The organism is Affinundibacterium fentianense (assembly GCF_018139545.1).
In the GTDB taxonomy this organism is placed as follows: Bacteria; Pseudomonadota; Gammaproteobacteria; order Burkholderiales; family Burkholderiaceae_D; genus Undibacterium; species Undibacterium fentianense.
In genome coordinates this window covers 300,091-318,815 of the sequence record NZ_JAGSPJ010000003.1, presented here as the reverse complement: position 1 = coordinate 318,815, position 18,725 = coordinate 300,091, and the positions used below count along the sequence as shown (strand labels likewise).

11 protein-coding genes are annotated in these 18,725 nt (G+C 46.0%); 5 read left to right on the top strand and 6 right to left on the bottom strand.

The genetic code is table 11. The annotated features are described in order from the left end of the window. Positions 1-77: 77 nt before the first annotated feature. Positions 78-3,494: a UvrD-helicase domain-containing protein gene (locus tag KDM90_RS09095; protein WP_212675284.1), complete on the bottom strand. Its 3,417-nt coding sequence runs from the start codon at positions 3,492-3,494 to the stop codon at positions 78-80. Further along, on the bottom strand, positions 3,494-6,388 hold the full coding sequence (locus KDM90_RS09090; RefSeq protein ID WP_212675283.1) for a PD-(D/E)XK nuclease family protein: 2,895 nt from the start codon (positions 6,386-6,388) through the stop codon (positions 3,494-3,496). Before KDM90_RS09090 ends, KDM90_RS09095 begins: the two co-directional genes overlap by 1 nt. Before the next feature lie 339 nt (positions 6,389-6,727). Here KDM90_RS09090 and trxA point away from each other — a divergent pair, with 339 nt between their 5' ends. Together trxA and rho are read left to right on the top strand one after the other, a co-directional pair. Continuing rightward, the gene (trxA, locus tag KDM90_RS09085) at positions 6,728-7,054 is read left to right on the top strand and encodes a thioredoxin TrxA (RefSeq protein WP_212675282.1); all 327 of its coding nucleotides are present in this window, start codon (positions 6,728-6,730) and stop codon (positions 7,052-7,054) included. 229 nt (positions 7,055-7,283) lie between these two features. Next, the gene (gene rho / locus KDM90_RS09080; protein WP_212675281.1) at positions 7,284-8,546 is read left to right on the top strand and encodes a transcription termination factor Rho; all 1,263 of its coding nucleotides are present in this window, start codon (positions 7,284-7,286) and stop codon (positions 8,544-8,546) included. Positions 8,547-8,849: 303 nt separating this feature from the next. On the opposite strand, the gene KDM90_RS09075 is transcribed toward rho, so the two are convergent. From KDM90_RS09075 to KDM90_RS09065, 3 genes are read right to left on the bottom strand one after another with little or no spacing between them, the layout of a single operon-like run. Continuing rightward, positions 8,850-10,298 (bottom strand): efflux transporter outer membrane subunit, encoded by a 1,449-nt coding sequence (locus KDM90_RS09075; RefSeq protein WP_212675280.1) that lies wholly within the window; start codon positions 10,296-10,298, stop codon positions 8,850-8,852. Then, a complete protein-coding gene (locus KDM90_RS09070) occupies positions 10,295-13,498 on the bottom strand; it encodes an efflux RND transporter permease subunit (protein WP_212675279.1) in 3,204 nt (1,067 codons plus the stop codon). Before KDM90_RS09070 ends, KDM90_RS09075 begins: the two co-directional genes overlap by 4 nt. A gap of 47 nt (positions 13,499-13,545) precedes the next feature. Continuing rightward, positions 13,546-14,862, bottom strand: a complete 1,317-nt coding sequence (locus KDM90_RS09065) for an efflux RND transporter periplasmic adaptor subunit (RefSeq protein ID WP_212675278.1) — start codon at positions 14,860-14,862, stop codon at positions 13,546-13,548. A gap of 148 nt (positions 14,863-15,010) precedes the next feature. Here KDM90_RS09065 and KDM90_RS09060 point away from each other — a divergent pair, with 148 nt between their 5' ends. Further along, positions 15,011-15,637 carry a TetR family transcriptional regulator gene (locus tag KDM90_RS09060; RefSeq protein ID WP_212675277.1) on the top strand — a complete coding sequence of 209 codons (627 nt, stop codon included), beginning with the start codon at positions 15,011-15,013 and terminating at the stop codon, positions 15,635-15,637. Between the two features lie 41 nt (positions 15,638-15,678). On the opposite strand, the gene KDM90_RS09055 is transcribed toward KDM90_RS09060, so the two are convergent. Then, positions 15,679-16,311 (bottom strand): trimeric intracellular cation channel family protein, encoded by a 633-nt coding sequence (locus KDM90_RS09055; protein WP_230409703.1) that lies wholly within the window; start codon positions 16,309-16,311, stop codon positions 15,679-15,681. 262 nt (positions 16,312-16,573) lie between these two features. Here KDM90_RS09055 and KDM90_RS09050 point away from each other — a divergent pair, with 262 nt between their 5' ends. Both KDM90_RS09050 and KDM90_RS09045 read left to right on the top strand, forming a co-directional pair. Then, on the top strand, positions 16,574-16,846 hold the full coding sequence (locus KDM90_RS09050) for a type B 50S ribosomal protein L31 (RefSeq protein ID WP_212675276.1): 273 nt from the start codon (positions 16,574-16,576) through the stop codon (positions 16,844-16,846). A 95-nt stretch (positions 16,847-16,941) separates the two neighbouring features. Next, positions 16,942-18,717: an ArnT family glycosyltransferase gene (locus KDM90_RS09045; RefSeq protein WP_212675275.1), complete on the top strand. Its 1,776-nt coding sequence runs from the start codon at positions 16,942-16,944 to the stop codon at positions 18,715-18,717. The last annotated feature ends 8 nt before the right edge of the window (positions 18,718-18,725 follow it).

The following is an 18,725-nucleotide window of genomic DNA, read 5'->3' as shown; positions in this document are numbered from 1 at the left end:
ATAAAGCAATGGTTCAACTCCGCCCTCAATCTCCTTAATTATAAAGGGCTTTTCTTAAGATATGCACCTGCTTTTCATTAAATCATTTCAATAAAACTTCCATCGACTAAAATCAATCCCGCTCGAATTTGCTTCTCACGATATACAGCACTCACGGCATCACAATATCCAGATAATTGTTGCCGATATGCCGCTTGCTCTGATGCTAATAGCTGTCGTTTATAATCCAAAATCCACACACATTCATCTTGCATCACTAAGCGATCAAGACGTAAAACTTGCTCTTGATACACAATTTCCATTTCATTTCGAGCGAATTGAACCGCATCGGGATGAAAAAACCTTTCCAAATGCGGGGCAGTTAATACATTACAAACCTGCTCTCGGATTAATTTGGCAACTGGCAGCGCACAGGGCAACCAACTTGCCACTATTTCGGCCGAGGGAATGGAAACTGGCCAATTGACGATTCGATTGGTCAACCTCTCGATTAAAGCGTGAAAAGCAAGCCCTTCGATCTGTTCCGCGCTGGCGATCGGCTGAATTGCTATTGCGGGTAAAGATAAATCTGGCGCAAAAAAACGCTCGAGAATAAAAGGCTCTTGTTCGACTGACACCAATGGGCTCGCATCTTGGGCGACGCTTGCCGCTTCCCAAATTGGGAGCGAGACAAAACGCTGATACCAACTACTATCTAATACACCTTCCTCCGCAGCGCTCACATCACTCTGAATACCACTGATAATAAGCATGTGACGGGCACGCGTTAATGCGACATACAAGAGATTCCAATTTTCCTGCTTTGCCTGTTGTTCTTCTGCTTCAAAAAGTGCATCGCGCGCGACACCTCGCTCATTTTTTTTCCCAAACACAGAAAAATGCTTCTGCTCATCAGCCTCCACTGGCCAACTGCAAAGTACGCCAACTTTATCTTTTGCCGCCTCACTATGATTGCTGTCCATCACAACGACGACCTTCGCCTCTAGACCTTTGGCACTGTGAATCGTCAAAATCTGTAACGCATCTTGTCCGCCTGCGACATTTGACTCATCAGGAGAATCTGTTTCTGATCCCCGCTCGATCTCATTAAGCGCGGCAATAAATTTAGGTAAACTCGGATACCTGCCTCCGTCCATATTTAACGCGAGTTCTGTGAACGCGGTAATATTTCCAAGAATTTGTTCACGATTACTTGTCGAACTAAGCCGTGCATAACGAGGTATTAATTCGCCCTGATCAATAATTCGATCAATCAAATCATGCACCGGTAAATCATGGGCTGCTCGCATCCAATCAGTCAATAGGCTTTGTGCGCGCTTCAATGACGGGTTAGCATCTTTATTGATGTGGACAAGGCGCTTCCACCATGATTGCGCATCATACAAAGCCAATGCGATGAGATCGTCATCAGTGACCGAAAACATCGGAGATTTGAGCACATGGGCTAAAGCGCGATTGTCACTCGGCGTCATCAAAAATTGCAATAATGCGATCAAGTCTGCAATTTCCAAAGTTTGTAATAGGCCGCCTCGACGGTTGGAGATAAAGGGTATTCCCGCTTCGCGCAATGCTCTTTCATAAGCAGACAAATAACTCCGCCGACGGACCAACAACATCACATCGGTCCAACGCCAATCGTCAGCCGATTGACTTCTTAAATGCTTCAACAACTGAGCTACCTGACATCCTTCATGATATCGACGCTGATCTTCTTCCGCCTGATCAGGCGTCGTCAAAGGGTTCCGCAAAGGGAACGGAGATGCTTCTTCAGTTTGACCTTCAGCGCTTGTCCCATTCACAGGTGCAGGACTCGACTGGATGAGTGGCAGACGGATCACGGAACCGTCAACGGTAGACACAGTGGTCTGTGGTGCATACAGCGGATTGCCCAACATGGCCTGATTTAAGCTCGCAACGACACTTGTCGCATTGCGACGAGTTTGATTGGTTTTGAGTGTGACAGCACCTTGTGCTACGAGCATTTTTTTTGCCGCGGCAAATACGCGGGGATCAGCACGCCGAAACCGATAAATGGACTGTTTTGGATCGCCAACGATAAACACGGAGGGCCGCTCATCATCACTTCCATACGCATCCAACCAAGATTGGACGATATTCCACTGCAAAGGATTCGTGTCTTGAAATTCATCAAGCAAAATATGTTTAAACCGTGTATCGAGGCGCCCATGCAAATACGCAGCATATTCGGGGTGATGTAATAATCGATATGCCTGCCATTCTAAGTCTGCGAAATCGAGCGCGCCCTGCGCAGCCTTAAGCTTCTGATAGCACTCAACGTAAGCTTGTCCCACAATAAATAGCGATTCGTTGAGCTTTAAGACGTTCATTTCCTGACTACGTCTTTCAAACACTTTGATGGTTTCCGCTATCGCATCAAATTCGTCATGAAACGCCATTTCATTGTCTTGCCCCAACCAAGCTTCAATCGCTGCCCGCAAGGCATTTGTTTTGCGATTTTTTCGATTTTTCCCCTCGGCGTCGTAAAATTCCGTCGCCAAACGTTCAAAATATTCAACATGGAGCGGCGCATCTTGGGCGAGTTGGTGTCGAACTTCGGTTAACACCATTTCGATTTTTGTTCCTCGTTTTTGATTCTCGGGGCTTCCCTTGCCAAGACAAACTGCAATTTCTTGTATGCGATCGAGCAATGCTTGGTTTTCCCACAAACGCAATCTCGCATCGCGATGCGCATCCTCGCCCATCAACAAACCTAAATGCTCTACTACTTTCTCCCAAACTGGCGAATTCAATGGGTCGCTTTCATCGAGATTGTCTTGTTCACTGATTGCCCACCACTCCGCACGTTTATCTAAAAACGCATTTAACATGCTTTGACTTGTAAAATCTCCTAAAGAATCATACAAAAACAGTAAATGTTCTCTTACAAACTGCGCATATCGATCGACTGACGATTCTGTCGCCTGTCGACTCTCGACCAATTGCATCAAAGCGCCCCATGCTTCACGCTGAATAATACTGGTCGATTCGACTAAATTAAATGCTTGTGGAACACCTGAGGCCAACGGCGCCAATTGCAATAGACGCCCAAACCAACTGTGGAAAGTGTCCATTGACAAGCCCTGAGGATGCGCCAACAAGTCTTCATATAAACCTCGCGCTTGAGGCAAACGTGCCATTACTTGTTCCGCTGGTACGCCACGTTCCAAAAGTAAATTGCTCGCGTGCTCATCATCCGCAAGCGCTAGTTCTCTCAATAATTCCATCAAACGCTGCCGCATTTCCTGCGCTGCTTTTCGCGTAAAAGTAATCGCCAACAATTCGGTAGGTTGCGCCCCATCTAACAATAAACGCAACATCCTCGCCACCAACAACCAGGTTTTACCACTTCCAGCGCAAGCTTCAACAACGACAGACAAATCGGGATTGCAAGCAGTTGCAGTGAATGCTTGCGCGTCAATAGCTCGCCCATCTAGTTGGTAAGCCTGCGCCTCTTCTATTCCGATTTCGCGCATTACCAAGCTCCCTTACGGCACAATCCCCGTACATCACAATATTCGCAGACAGAATCGACCCCGTGTGCTGGCAAACTTGCACCTTGCTGTATCGCTTGCATATTTTGAGAAATTGAATGTTCCAATGCGTTCTTCCAGTTTGTGTAATCAATCGCCTCGACTTCACCTGTTTGATCTCGCTCGAGTTCCAAAGCCACGTAATTCGCGCTATCTACAGGATCGAGGAAATAGGTAGCAACATCCAATGAATCTTTTTCCGGTTCAATTTTGACGCGTAGCAGACCATAAAATGCGAGCTGGTGATCTGCCATCGCCTTAATTCGACTGCGAAGCTCTGATTTCTTTTTGGTTTTGTAGTCAAGAACGGCACGTTCTAATCCACCGCTATCTAAGTGCCGCTCATCTATCCTATCTAAGCGACCACGTAATTGTATGCCACCGTTTTCCCACTCGAGCTGCGCCTCAGCCCAAACCTCACCAAATGCAAACTGCCAACCGTCTGCTTCTCTTGCATTTGCCCATGCCACATAAGCTGGAATCACTTTACGCCATCGTATGCTATAGCCCAATGCGGCTGGACTTTGCTTCAACACGCGCTGAAACCAAGCTTCAGAAATTTCAATTAATATCTGTTCTCTATTACTCTCTAAGCTAATTTTCTCAGCGAGCAGGCGATCGTGATAATTTTTAAGAATGGCATGTAGCCAATCACCGTAGTCACGTTTCTCCGGCATATCAGACAATTCATCGATTGCAGATAACTTCAACATCCTTCCAGCAAAAAATTGATAAGGACATGCCATCAAGCTAGTAAATCCGCTGGCGGATAAAGTCTTCGGCATCAACTCTGTGGCTACCGGTTTGGGCTGAACAGTCACCGCAGGCTGTAACTCCCTCGTCTGCAGCGGGACTCTATTCGTCCGCAGTGGGGGTAACTTTTGCCGAGCCAAAGACAATTGGACTTGTTCTAACCAAGGACTCAATGCATTAAATTCTCCATTGATTTGAGACTGCCATGAAACCACCACTTCCGCGTTCGACATGAGCAGTTCAGCCAAGTCTCGTAATTGCTGCCGCTGTCGCTCTTCCCGCGTAATCAGACCACATTCACGTCTGACGGCATTTGTAAAAAACAAAGTCTCTTGAGGCTTCGAGGGCAAATGACTAGCATCGCCACCAATCAAATACACCGCATCAAATCGCCGCAAACGTGCGCCATTCAATGGCAACATCAACACACGCTGATCGGTTTGATCTTGTTTAAACGGCGTCTCTTCCATTTGTAGATTGATGAATGCACGCCACTCGTTAAAGTTAAAGTAAGTATCGAGCCCCTCACAATCCGTACTGAGCGCTTGCAGCATTTGTATAATTTGTGATCCCGCAATATCAGCTTGTAAGCCGACGAGCAGGCCTAGGTCTGTCAAGGTTTGTAAACTTGTTAGTGTCCATTCCTTTACACTTCGCTTTGCGGCACCATGGCCACTTCCATAACGATGAGCAAGCCGCGCAATTTGAGCGATCCAGTTATAGGCTTGTTGATGATGTCCAAGACTCGACAAGATGGCATCCCAACCACCAATCACATTATGACGTCGCAAGGCTAGTTCTATATCCATGATCGCGTCTGCTTTACATTCTATCGTCTGTGCGATCAAATCCCCATCGTCAACGGCATCGCTGGCGCCATCCTCGCTTTTCCCGAGAAACTCAGCAGGAGAGAGAAAAGGCGTTTTCAAGAAGTCTAATAAGGCAATCGTGTCCGCTCGACTTGCTACAACTTCAAACCAGGCAACAAGTGAAGCTGCCGCCCTAGTTGTCGAGAGCTTCCAGCCAGTCTCATCAGCAACGATCACACCCGCGCGCTCCAGTAAGGCACGTAATCGCCTTGAAATGATGCGGTCTTGCGCAATAACTGCTACCTGCTGCTTACCCTCTTGCAACCAATTGACAATCGTTTGTGCTGCTTGTTCGGCTTCTTGTTCGAGATTCGACACTTCACAAAGGCGCAACTTTGACCAATCAAACGGTGGCGCGAGTTGAACTAATTTCGGAGATGTCTGGATATTCGGAATATCCATTTCCATCTGAATCAAATTAGGCCAAGCTCTTTTTATTGAAACAGGTAAGCCATCCGCACGCCAATCGAGCGCAATCACGTCAACCATGCAACGTTTTGCATACGCTTGAATAAAAGCAAGCTCTAAGTGATCAGGTAAAGTCGGTGAGATCCACACCAAATCGGCATTCGCGTGCTCAGCCAAATTGAGCATTTGTAAGAATTTCTGGACTGTTTTATCACGGTTATCGATTTGCGCCTGCCACAATGTCCATACCAATTTCGTCTCTTCCGACGCGAGTTCCTGAACAGGCGCTGGCAATTGTGCAATGGCGTTCTGCCAAACTGACATCAATTTTTCCGTATCGAATTTTCGCCTATCCAAGGCCTTAGGCAACCAAACTTGCGTTAACTCATCGGATAAATTTAAGAGAGTCTGAGCCAGCGGCAACAATTCAGTATTGCTCCTTGCCCCGAATAGCTTTCTAAGCCATCCATGCTGCCTTAATTCAGCGTACAAACGCATCAAGCGTTCGCTACTTGCTGTCGGTGACATGTCAGGCGGAGTTTGCATATTCAACCAAGCAAACATCGTCTCGATTTTTGGGGGGATAAAATGCTGTCCCAATTCAACACCGAGTGCACGTGTCAGAAGTTGCGCATGTTCAAACGTAGGGACTACGACACGTTGCGCAGAAAAATCCAATTGGCTAGGCTGCTCTGGGCTAAACAAGTCTTGCTTTGGCAATCGTTGCTGATGCCAAGCAATGATCTTACGGGCGGCATCACGCCAAAAATATTCTGATGCGGGAATTAAGAATGGGGAACGTAACATACTATCCAGATATAAGAATCGTCATTGGCACGCAAATGGAACGCGTATTTTATGCGGGCAATGCTGTATTCCGTCACTTTCGCGAGAAAAAACCTGAAATAAGCCACTTTTTAAAAAATAGGGTATTATTTAAAAAATCCATTTTAAGCGGCATTAAATTAAGCACATATCGACAGAACAAATCGCCCTCAGACAGCTGATTTTGCAAGAAATGACAAAACAAGCTACTTGATTTCGGCAAAACGATCTCCAGATATTCATTCCAACTTAGTTTAAAATTCAAATCAACATAACCACCCCTCTCTCAAAAGAGAGATCAACCAGAATAACGAGAAATCTATGAGCGACAATATCCTCTATGTAAGTGATGCATCTTTCGAAGCTGATGTCTTGAAATCCGACAAACCTGTATTGGTCGATTTTTGGGCCGAATGGTGTGGTCCATGCAAAATGATTGCACCTATTTTGGAAGAAGTTGCGAAAGAATACAGCGGTAAGATTACGATCGCTAAAATGGATGTCGATGCCAATCAAGCAGTGCCTGGAAAGTTTGGCATTCGTGGCATCCCGACTCTGATCCTGTTCAAAAATGGCGAAGCAGCAGCGCAAAAAGTTGGCGCTTTAGCAAAAGGACAGCTGACTGCCTTCATCGATAGTAACATCTGAACCAAACAGGCACGGCAATCTAATTGCAGGCAATGTTACAAGAAAATTTGTACATTGCCTGAATTAAGATTTACAATACGCAAAATTAGCTATAACTTACTCGTTACAACTGGCCAATCGCAGCAAGCCCCAAAGCCTTCCTGCCTTACCCTTATTAAGTTCCAGTTAAACGTTTTTTCACCTCTGTTCACTCCCCCACCTCATTTCCCATCTCGGGACACTCACAACTATGCATTTATCTGAATTAAAGGCCTTACACGTCTCAGCGTTGTTAGAAATGGCCATCGGACTCGATATCGATAATGCTGCGCGTATGCGTAAGCAAGAATTGATGTTCGCGATCCTAAAAAAGCGCGCTAAAGGCGGCGAACAAATTTTTGGTGATGGTGCTTTAGAAGTCTTACCGGACGGTTTTGGCTTTTTGCGCTCACCAGATGCCAGCTACATGGCATCGACTGACGATATCTATATTTCGCCTTCACAGATCCGTCGGTTCAATTTGCACACAGGTGATTCGATCGAAGGTGAAGTGCGTACACCAAAAGATGGTGAACGTTACTTCGCTTTAGTCAAAGTCGACAAGGTCAATGGTGAACCACCAGAAATGTCGAAACACCGCATTCTGTTTGAAAACTTAACACCCCTGCATCCGAGCAAGCTCTTACATCTTGAGCGTGATATGCGCGGTGAAGAAAATACCACTGGCCGGATCATCGATTTGATTGCGCCTATCGGTAAAGGTCAACGCGGCTTACTAGTTGCTTCGCCAAAATCGGGTAAATCCGTGATGCTGCAGCACATCGCTCATGCAATCACTACGAATCACCCAGACGTCACGATGATCGTTTTATTGATTGATGAACGCCCAGAAGAAGTCACCGAGATGCAACGCTCGGTGCGTGGTGAAGTGGTCGCATCAACGTTCGATGAACCTGCAACCCGTCACGTTCAAGTCGCTGAAATGGTCTTGGAAAAAGCCAAGCGCCTAGTAGAGATGAAAAAAGATGTGGTGATTTTGTTAGACTCTATCACCCGTTTGGCTCGTGCGTATAACACGGTAATTCCTGCATCAGGCAAAGTCTTGACTGGTGGTGTCGATGCCAACGCGTTGCAACGTCCTAAACGCTTCTTCGGTGCAGCACGTAATGTAGAAGAAGGCGGCTCCTTAACGATTATCGCGACTGCCTTGATCGAAACTGGTAGTCGTATGGATGACGTCATTTACGAGGAATTCAAAGGCACGGGTAACATGGAAGTGCATTTGGAACGTCGCTTGGCTGAAAAACGTACTTACCCAGCGATCAACTTGAACAAATCAGGCACACGACGTGAAGAGTTGTTGATCAAACCTGATCAACTACAAAAAATCTGGATTCTGCGCAAACTCTTATACGGTATGGATGAAATCGAGGCAATGGAATTCATCCTGGATAAGATGAAAGCAACGAAGAACAACGCGGAGTTTTTTGAAATGATGCGTCGTGGTGGATAAATCAATTATCTACGCTTAGTTTGCTTCACAAAAGAAGGCCGAACATATTGTTCGGCTTTTTTGTTTTTTGGAATGTAGCTTTTGAAGTGTATTTTCAGATTCACCAATCGCTGGATTGCAATAAACGGGTGCACGACTTGCGGTGATTGACTAAATTTATTTCTACGCGAGCATATCGTGCACAGATCGGGAGTGGACCGACCTACAGACGATGCGTACATCAGAAATCAAATTAGCAAAAGAAAAAAGCCGAACCTTTTACAGTCCGGCTTCCATAAAACTCACGAGCAATCAAAAAAAAAACTACTGTCCCCAACCGCCCCCAACAGCCTTATACAAAGCCACACCAGAACTCAGCTTCGCACGTTGACTATCAATCGCGGCGATCTCTGCTTGCATCAAGTCTCGTTGCGCATTCAAGACTTCAACATACGCACTGTAGCCACTTTGGTAGCGCAGGTTCGACAAGCGATAGGTTTCACGAACGGCAGTTAAACGTGATTGTGTTGAGGCATCAATCGCTGCATTGCTGATCGCATTGTTCAAACTATCGTGAACATCGCGGAAAGCATTTTGAACAGTCTGCACATATTGCCCCAATGCTTGACGCTTGCGCGCTTCGGCACCATCAACTACGGCGCCGACTGCACCCGCACGGAACACCGGTTGTACGATGCTCGAAGCGACATTCCACAACAAAGAAGCTGGGTTAAATAGATCTTCCAATGCACGTGACTCGCGACCTAAAGACGTCGTTAATCGCACGCTTGGGAAGTATGCTGATTTTGCTTGTCCCACATCTGCATTGGCAGCAACCAGTACCTGTTCAGCAGCAACCAGATCAGGACGTCGTGCTAACAAGTCAGACGGTAGCTCAGCAGGCGTTGGTAAATTTTTTACCAATTGCTGTATCGTCAAACCACGTGGAATGTCAGGATTCATCACCTGCTTTGGTGAGCGTCCTATCAATACCGCGAGGCTAGATTCTACATTTCGCAATGCCTGCTTCGCTTGCGTAAAAGCGACTTCACCTGCTGCGAGTTCGGATTCTGCATAATGCAAATCGATGTCACCAATCGCGCCCGCTGCATGACGCTTACGCTGCAATGCCAGATATTCTTGACGGCTCTTTAATGTGGTTTCAGCAAAAGCCAACTGTGCATCAAAAGCGCGCAAAGAAAAATAGCTTTGTGCAACGTTCGCAATCAAACTAATTTGCACCGCGTCACGGTTCGCCTGTTGCGACAATAAACGTGCTTTTGCAGCTTCATCAGCGCGACTCAATTTACCAAACAAATCTAGCTCGTATGCCGCACTCAAACCAAATTGATAATTTTCGCCAATCAAATTTGCATTCGCTGGCAACTTGCCAGAATTTTCACTGGTACGTGAGCGACTCACTGCCAAGTTCGCGTCCACAGTTGGAAAGCGATTTGCTAATGCGATTCCCGCTGTGGCTTTAGCTTCCTCCATACGGGCAGTCGCAATCAACAAATCTTGATTTTGCTTGAGCGCATCTTCAATCAATTGATCGAGCACAGGATCTTGCAAACCCTTCCACCACGTCTTTAACGCAGCATGTTGCGCCTGCTGTGCACCACTAGCTTGACTCGATTGACTTGCTTGTGGCAAATCTAACTGTGGCCGTTGGTAATCAGGTCCAACTGAAATACATCCAGCAAGACTGAGACTGAACACTAAAGGTAACAATTTCACGCCTGTAGCTTGAGGAAAAATCTTCCCTAATTTCATGATTTCACCTCATTATTTTCTTTAACTGCATCCGTACTCTCAACTTTTCTAAATGGATTCTCGAACGGATCATTCGCGTAGTGATGCTCTGGATGATCAAAGTCACTATCTAAAGTTTTGAAACGACGGTCATAAATTAATTTAAAGAATAGTGGTACCAAGAAGATCGCCAAGAAGGTTGCTGCGATCATGCCTCCCAATACACCCGTTCCTAAAGATTGACGTGCCGCCGCACCCGCACCACTTGAGAATGCCAATGGCACCACGCCTAAAATAAATGCCAACGATGTCATCAAAATAGGACGGAAACGCAGACGTGCAGCCTCAACTGCAGCAGCAACAGGTGCATAGCCTTCATGCACTTTCATCACCGCAAATTCCACAATCAAGATCGCATTTTTTGCTGACAAGCCAAGCAAGGTCACCAAACCAATTTGGAAGTACACATCATTATTAAAGTGACGTAAATACACGGCAAGCAACGCACCGAAAATACCAAACGGCATAGCCAACAAAACAGAGAATGGCAGTGACCATTTTTCATACTGTGCAGCCAAGATCAAAAAGATCATTAATACACCTGCGGCAAGTGCCAAACCGCCCGCACTGCTGCTACGTTTTTCTTGGAAGGATGCGCCGCCCCAGTCATAAGTCACATCCGATGGCAATACATTTTTTGCTGCGCGTTCCATCGCTGCAATCGCTTGGCCTGAACTAAAGCCAGGTTTTGCATCACCCAATAACTTTATCGACGGCAAGGCATTAAATCGTTGCACGGAATCTGGGCCCGTAATGAACTTGGTCGTTGCGAAGGCTCGGATAGGGATCATTTGACCGCTAATCGAACGTACATACAAATTACCAATATCTTCAGGCTTAGCGCGATACTGTCCTTCCGCTTGCAATTGCACAGTGTAGACGCGACCATTTTTATTAAAGTCGTTCACATAGTAACTACCTAAAGTTGCGGCTAAAGTATTGTAGACATCTGATAAAACTACGCCCATCGCGCGTGCTTTTTCATTATCGACATCAACAAACAATTGCGGTGAGTTAGCTTGCCATAAGGTTTTTACTCCAGCTAGTTCAGGCTGTTTATTTGCTTCGGCAATCAAAACAGGCAACAACTCTGCCAAGCGTTTCACGCCGCCTTCACCTTTGTTTTGCAAATAAAACTCAAAGCCACCAGTTTGACCTAAGCCTTGAATTGCAGGTGGGCTGAAGAATAATGGCAAGCCTTCTTTGATATTGCCAGTGCGCATGAACGATTCACCCACCAATTCTTTCGCAGACTTATTGCGTTCATCCCAAGAACGTAATGGGAAGAACATCGTCGCAGCAGAAGATTTCAAACCGCCACCACCTAAGAAATCCAAACCGATCAACGCGAAACGTGTGTCGATATCTTTATTCGATTCAAGCGCTGTTTCCATTTGCTTAACCATCATATTGGTGCGCTCTAGAGATGCACCTTCCGGCAAGATCGCGGCGCCAATGAAGTAACCTTGATCTTCATCTGGAACCAAACCACCGGGAACAGTTTTCCACAACAAGCCAGCCATCAAAATCATGCCAACGAATAAGCTCACACCGAGCACGGCACGCTTCAAGAAGAAAGTCACGCCAGAGGTATAACGCTTGGTTAAATGTGCGAACGCATGGTTAAACCAATCGAAGAAACGATTATGGTTTTCCGCACCGGGTTTCAATAAAATTGCACACAAAGCAGGCGTTAAAGTCAGTGCAACGATACCTGACAAAATCACCGCAATCGAAATCGTGACAGAGAATTGACGATATAACTCACCAGCCAAGCCACCCAAGAATGCGATCGGTCCAAACGCAGCAACCAATACCAATACAATCGCAATGACCGGCCCTGTCACTTCTTGCATCGCTTCAATCGCTGCTTCTTTTGGTGACATGCCCTCTTCATTCATCAATCGCTCGACGTTCTCTAACACAACGATCGCATCATCCACCACAATACCAATCGCTAGCACCATACCGAAAAGCGTTAATGTGTTAATGCTGTAGCCAAGCATGTGCAATCCAGCCATCGTACCGACCAATGAAACAGGTACAGCCAATGTAGGAATAATCGTCGCGCGCCAACTTTGCAGGAATAAATACACGACGATAAAGACTAAGACCATCGCTTCGGCCAGTGTCTTTAACACTTCATGGATTGATTCCGTAACGAACGGCGTCGTATCGTACGGTGTTTTATAAGTCATTCCCTCTGGGAATTTCGCTTTCAACTCCCGCAGAGTTTTTTCTACTGCTTCACGAGTGTCCAAAGCATTCGCGCCGGTCTGCAAGAAAATACCAACGTTTGCTGAGGGATGTCCATTGATACGACCATACAAGTTGTAATCTTTTGAGCCCAACTCAACGCGTGCGACATCACTCAAACGTATGGTGCTACCGCCCTTACCTGCTTTGATAATGATATTGGCGAACTCAGAGGGTTCTAATAGACGACCTTTGGCGGTCACCGTCATCGTCAATTCTTCAGTGTTGTTCGGTGGTGCACCAATCTTACCTGCCGCATATTGTGCATTCTGTTCGCCGACAGCACTGGCGATATCACTCACCGTCACGCCTAATTGCGCCATACGATCAGGTCGCATCCAAATACGCATTGCATAGTCTTTTGCACCAAACACTTGTACGTTGGTAGTACCTGGAATACGTTTAATCGCATCCAATACGTTTTGCGTTACATAATTGGATAAGTACAAACTGTCGTAACGATTGTCTTCAGAATAAAACGCCGCAACAACCAAGAAGTTCGACGAACTCTTTGATACCGTTACGCCTTGTCGACGCACTTCTTGCGGTAACTTTGCTTCTGCCTGACGAACACGGTTATTGACGTTGACCGCGGCGATATCGAGATCGGTACCGACCTCAAAAGTCACGTTAATCGATACGCGACCATCCGCCGCCGATACCGAATCCATGTACAACATATTTTCAACACCATTGATTTGTTCCTCAATCGGTGCCGCCACAGTTCGCTCCAAAACCTCTGCTGAAGCTCCTGGGTAGAAAGCAACCACATTGACAACTGGTGGTGAAATTTCTGGGTAACGCTCAACTGGTAAGACACGCAAAGCGGCCAAACCAGCGATCACGATAATCAACGACACTACCGTCGCGAAAATCGGTCGATTAATAAAAAATTTGGAAAACATAGTGAGTCCTTAAATTCGACTGAAATGAACACCCATCCTAAACGGACTTAGTGCGCAGCTTTCGCACTTGCAGAAGCCGAAGCTGCCGCTGGCGCAGCCGTTGGTGCGGCCGTCGGCGCAGCAGAATTAGGGTTGGCCGCAGCTTTGGCGTCAATCGCTACTGGTTTAACGGTCATGCCTGGATCATGTGCCTTGATAAAACCATCCACCAAAACACGCTCGCCAGCTTGCAAGCCTTTTGTCACGATCCATTCACCACGTGACCATCCATCCAACTGAACTGGACGTGGCACCAATTTGTTATCTGGCGACACACCAAATACCAGTTTCCCCATCGGGCTATCAATCACAGCACGTTGTGGCACAGCAATCGCTGCTTGACGTGTTGCACCTTGCAACATCACACGTACAAATTGACCTGGACGCAAGGCACCATCGGGATTCGCGATTTGCGCACGCGCATCGAACCCACCTGTTGTCGTGTTGACTTTTTCACTTAAGAAATTCATCTTGCCTGCGGTTGGGAAGATGTCACCGTTAGCCATTTTTAACTTAACCTCAAAATCTAAGCCACCATTGCTTGCACGCTTACCTGGCAAATGCAATTTACCGTTAGCCAAATCAGCATTCAACTTCAAATAATCTGCCTCACTCACGCTGAAATTGACATAGATAGGGTCAGTTTGCACGATGGTGGTCAACAAACTATCGGCCGGTGTCACTAAGCTACCGTTTGGTTTGCTCGCTACACCAGTCACACCGGAAATCGGTGCTACCACTTTGGTATAGCTCAAATTCAATTTCGCCTCATTCACTTGCGCACGCACTTGCTTGTGGCTTGCTTCAGCCATTTCCAACGCCGATTTCGCATCATCGTATTCACGTTGACTGATTGCTTTCTCGGCTGCCAATGGCGTCAATCGAGCAAATTCGCGTTTTGCTTGATTTAACTTTGCTTCACTCACGCCAAGCGCCGCTTCCGCCGACGCTAATTGTGTTTGATAGGAGCCTGGATCAATTTGAAATAACACCTGACCTGCTTTGACTTTGGCGCCTTCTTCATAGACACGCTGCTCCAAAATACCGCTAATGCGAGCGCGCACTTCAGTTTCACGTATACCTGCTGTTTGTCCGACAAATTCGAAATCAATGGGTAAGTCGCGGCCTTGCAAAGTGATGACATTCACTTCTGGCGGTGGCATCGCGCCACCTTGTGCAGCATTTCCACCCGCGTTCTTATTGCATGCTGACAACGCAAAAACTGGCAATGCCAACGCAAGAACTAAAGCTAAGCGATTGAATTTAAATGGAAAAGCGGATTTCAAATGGCTATCCTTAAGTTCTTGATCATATATCTTGCTCATAAATTTCCTCTTTAATTGAAGTTCGCAGTATGCTATTATATACATACACGAATGTTTGTATAGTTTAAAATTGTAAAATTCGTGAAATATAAAAAAAATTTAATTTTCAGCAGGTCGCGCTTTCACGGCGAAGATGAGGAGTTCTGCGATGGCCAGAAAAACCAAAGAAGATACGCAACAAACTTATGAAGCCCTGCTGAATGCAGCGGAATTAGTATTTTGTGAAAAAGGTGTTGCCAATACGACTTTAAACGATGTTGCTTGTGCAGCAGGTATGACACGGGGAGCGATTTACTGGCACTTTAAAGATAAGAAGGAATTATTCCACGCTTTGTGTGATCGCGCATTTTTGCCTATCGAAATCCTACTCAATGAAATCACCAGCAATACAATTGACGATCCAATCGCGGCACTGCGGCAACTCAATTTACACTTTATAGCGCAAGTCACAGCAAATACAAGACAAACCAAGGTATTTGATATCATTTTTCATCGCTGTGAAAAGACCGCGGAAATGCAGTCATTTATTCAAGAACGCGAGAGCCGCAATGAATGCATGGATAAAATTGGTGATATTTTTCGGGCAGCCGTAGCAAAGGGCGAATTGCCCTTGGATACAAATATTCCCATTGCCGTACAAATTAATCATGCTTTCCTCATCGGTTTGGTCCATGAATGGCTAATTGATCCGACCGCTTACGACTTGGCCGCCCATGCAGAAACCATGATCGATGCTGTGTTATTTGGACTGATCAATAGACCACCTCGTAAGTAAATCGCAGTCATGATCGATCACCGCAAGAAATCCAAGCGCGATTAACCAGGCAGCTTCCAATCATATCTTACGGCGAAAAGACGAAGGATCAGAGTGACGGCAATTCCCGATACGACAGCAATGATTTCACTCGCACCATACAAGGCTAAAACCAAGTAAATCCAACATCCAAGAAATGCACAAGTAGCGTATAACTGCCCCCTTCGAAACACCATCGGAATTTCATTGCAAATAATATCGCGCAATACTCCACCAAAAATTCCCGTGATTACACCCATCATGACGCAAACAAACAAGGGCATTTTCATCCCAAATGCTAGCGAAGCACCGCCGACGCTAAATAATCCTAGACCAAGTGCATCCGCATATAAAATCACGCGTTCTGTGACAACTTGCCGTAACTGTCGAAAAAATGGTGACACCAGTGCACAAAAAACAAAAATCAAGGTGGGATATTCGTAATTTTCTATCCAAAACAGAGGTCGCCTATCCAACAAAATATCACGGACGGTGCCGCCACCAAACGCTGTGATAAAAGCAACTGTGAAAACGCCCACCAAATCCATTTTTTTACGTCTCGCCTCAACCAAGCCGGAGCTAGCAAAAACAAAAACACCAACGACTTCCACAACGTGTAAAAGACTGCTCATACCCGCATGAATATTGCTCGACATAAATTTCCTTTTCAACAGGCCTTAATTTCTTGCCGATTGACTGAATGTTGGAATTGAGACTTCGCAAGTCGACGATAAAATTACTGCATAATCAAAGACACGACGACGTCAGTCCATGATTTTATTGTATAATCACGGGCTTAGCTTGACGCTAAGAAACTTTTTAAGTGATTTAAACTCTGGCAAGTGATAAGCAATCGGGTCAAGAAGCTGGGCGACCGACGAAGTGCATATTGGCTACCAAACTATTTTTGAGGCAAGTATGAAAGACGGTATCCACCCAAATTATCGCGAAGTGATGTTCCACGACGTTTCTAACGATTTCAAATTCATCACACGTTCCACAATCCAAACTAAAGACTCTATCGAAGTTGACGGTAAAACTATGCCATTGGTAAAGATCGAGGTTTCTGCTGAATCTCATCCTTTCTACACAGGTAAGCACAAAATCGTTGATACCGCTGGTCGCGTTGACAAATTCCGTAAGAAATTCGGTTCCGTTGGTTCTAAAACGTCTGTATCTACTGGCGAATAAGCAACGAACTGGTACGTTTAGTACATCAGTATTAAGAAAAAAGGCAGCTACGGCTGCCTTTTTTGTATCATCGAGTTTTATCAAATAAAAAAACCATGAAGCCAGTCCGCCTTCCCGCCTCTGCCACAATTGCCTTACCACGTTGGAGCATTTTTGCCCTTTGTTTACTCTATATTCTTCCCGGTCTAATTGGACGGGATCCATGGAAAGGAGCTGATGCAGCGGGCTTCGGTGTAATGTGGACAATGGCGCATGGCAACTTGCAAGATTGGTTGTGGCCACATGTCGTTGGCCTGCCAGTGCCAGAAGAAGGTCCCCTCGCGTTTTGGCTTGGCGCGCTCTGCATCAAATTATTTGGCAGTCTTATTGGCGACCCTATGGCCGCACGCATTGCAACTGGACTTGCATTCCTATTGGGATCGATTTCTGTTTGGTATAGTACTTATTTACTTGGTCGACGTACTGAAGCACAACCCCTGAAGCTTGCATTCGGCGGACAACCAGAACCGCGCGACTTTGGGCGCACTCTTGCTGATGGTGCACTATTAATTTATTTAGGCTGTCTCGGTTTGCTTCTCCCAAGCCATACGACCAGCAGCGGCCCACTTTTCATCGCATTAATTGGATTCCTGTTGTATCTCAGCATACGCTTTTTCGATGCCCCAAATAAAGTCGGCGCATTAAAAATTGGGCTAGTGCTTGGATTGCTAGTCTTAACCAGAGGTTGGGTAATTCCGCTCGGCATCCTCATATCTCTATTGATTCTTTGCCGTTACCGAAAACAAAACTTAGAGACTTGGTTACTTTTTGTCAGCACTCCAATCGCCCTGCTAGTCGTCGGTGCGTGGCTATTCACACTACAACAAGTTCAACCATTCACCAGCTCACCGTACCAAGCTTGGATGGAATGGAACTATCGTCAATTAGGTGCACCAATATTCGACAATGCCATCCACTTCTTACGCTATGGAATCTGGTTTGCATGGCCAGCATGGCCATTTGCAGCTTGGGCGATCTATGCTTGGCGCAAACAAGAGAGGTCGCTGCACATTTCACTACCACTCGCTTTTTTAATTTGTTTTTCGAGTTTAGCTTTATTGAATCGTACCCACGAGGAAGGTTACTTACTTCCACTTCTGCCACCACTTGCCATCCTCGCGGCATTTGGTTTGCCGACAATGAAGCGCAGTGCAATCAATGCAGTTGATTGGTTCGCTGTGATGGTCATGACAGGCGCAGCGGGCCTTTTCTGGTTTGGTTGGATTGCATTCCAATCAGGATGGCCACAACGTACTAGTAAGAAAATCCTGAGCTGGGCACCAGGCTACACACCCGAATTTCATTTTCTCGTCTTTATTCTTGCTATTGCGATCAGTGTCATCTGGTTTCGGATTGTTTATTGGCGAATTTCCAGGCAGCCATCCGTCCTTTGGCGGGCGGTCGTACTTTCAAGCGGTGGCGTCATCTTGTGCTGGTTTTTAATTATGAGTCTATGGATGCCCTTAATTAATCACCGCGTCAGTTATTCCGAAGTTGCGCAAGAAATGGCCGCCAAGCTTCCGACTACCTATCGTTGCATTGACAGTAAGCTAGGCGCATCACAACGGGCTTCTTTCGCGTATTTTAGTAAAGTGCACTTCGCTGGATTGAGTGAGCAAAATTGTGATTTACTCTTAACCCAAGCCAATCGTCGCTTTCAAGGAAAAATCAAAGGCCCAGTCGACAAAGACTTTCCTGGAACTTGGGAGATGATTTGGGAAGGACAACGTGCAGCGGATAAAGATGAATATTTCACACTTTACCGAAAAATCGAAAAAAATACGCTGCTGAAAAATGAAGCGAAACAATTCAATCAAACTGCAGAACCATAAAATATAAC

Coding starts and splice junctions, on each gene's coding strand:
- KDM90_RS09095 (WP_212675284.1), bottom strand. CDS start 3,494: ATGCGCGAAATCGGAATAGAAGAGGCGCAGGCTTACCAACTAGATGGG.
- KDM90_RS09090 (WP_212675283.1), bottom strand. CDS start 6,388: ATGTTACGTTCCCCATTCTTAATTCCCGCATCAGAATATTTTTGGCGT.
- trxA (WP_212675282.1), top strand. CDS start 6,728: ATGAGCGACAATATCCTCTATGTAAGTGATGCATCTTTCGAAGCTGAT.
- rho (WP_212675281.1), top strand. CDS start 7,284: ATGCATTTATCTGAATTAAAGGCCTTACACGTCTCAGCGTTGTTAGAA.
- KDM90_RS09075 (WP_212675280.1), bottom strand. CDS start 10,298: ATGAAATTAGGGAAGATTTTTCCTCAAGCTACAGGCGTGAAATTGTTA.
- KDM90_RS09070 (WP_212675279.1), bottom strand. CDS start 13,498: ATGTTTTCCAAATTTTTTATTAATCGACCGATTTTCGCGACGGTAGTG.
- KDM90_RS09065 (WP_212675278.1), bottom strand. CDS start 14,862: ATGAGCAAGATATATGATCAAGAACTTAAGGATAGCCATTTGAAATCC.
- KDM90_RS09060 (WP_212675277.1), top strand. CDS start 15,011: ATGGCCAGAAAAACCAAAGAAGATACGCAACAAACTTATGAAGCCCTG.
- KDM90_RS09055 (WP_230409703.1), bottom strand. CDS start 16,311: ATGTCGAGCAATATTCATGCGGGTATGAGCAGTCTTTTACACGTTGTG.
- KDM90_RS09050 (WP_212675276.1), top strand. CDS start 16,574: ATGAAAGACGGTATCCACCCAAATTATCGCGAAGTGATGTTCCACGAC.
- KDM90_RS09045 (WP_212675275.1), top strand. CDS start 16,942: ATGAAGCCAGTCCGCCTTCCCGCCTCTGCCACAATTGCCTTACCACGT.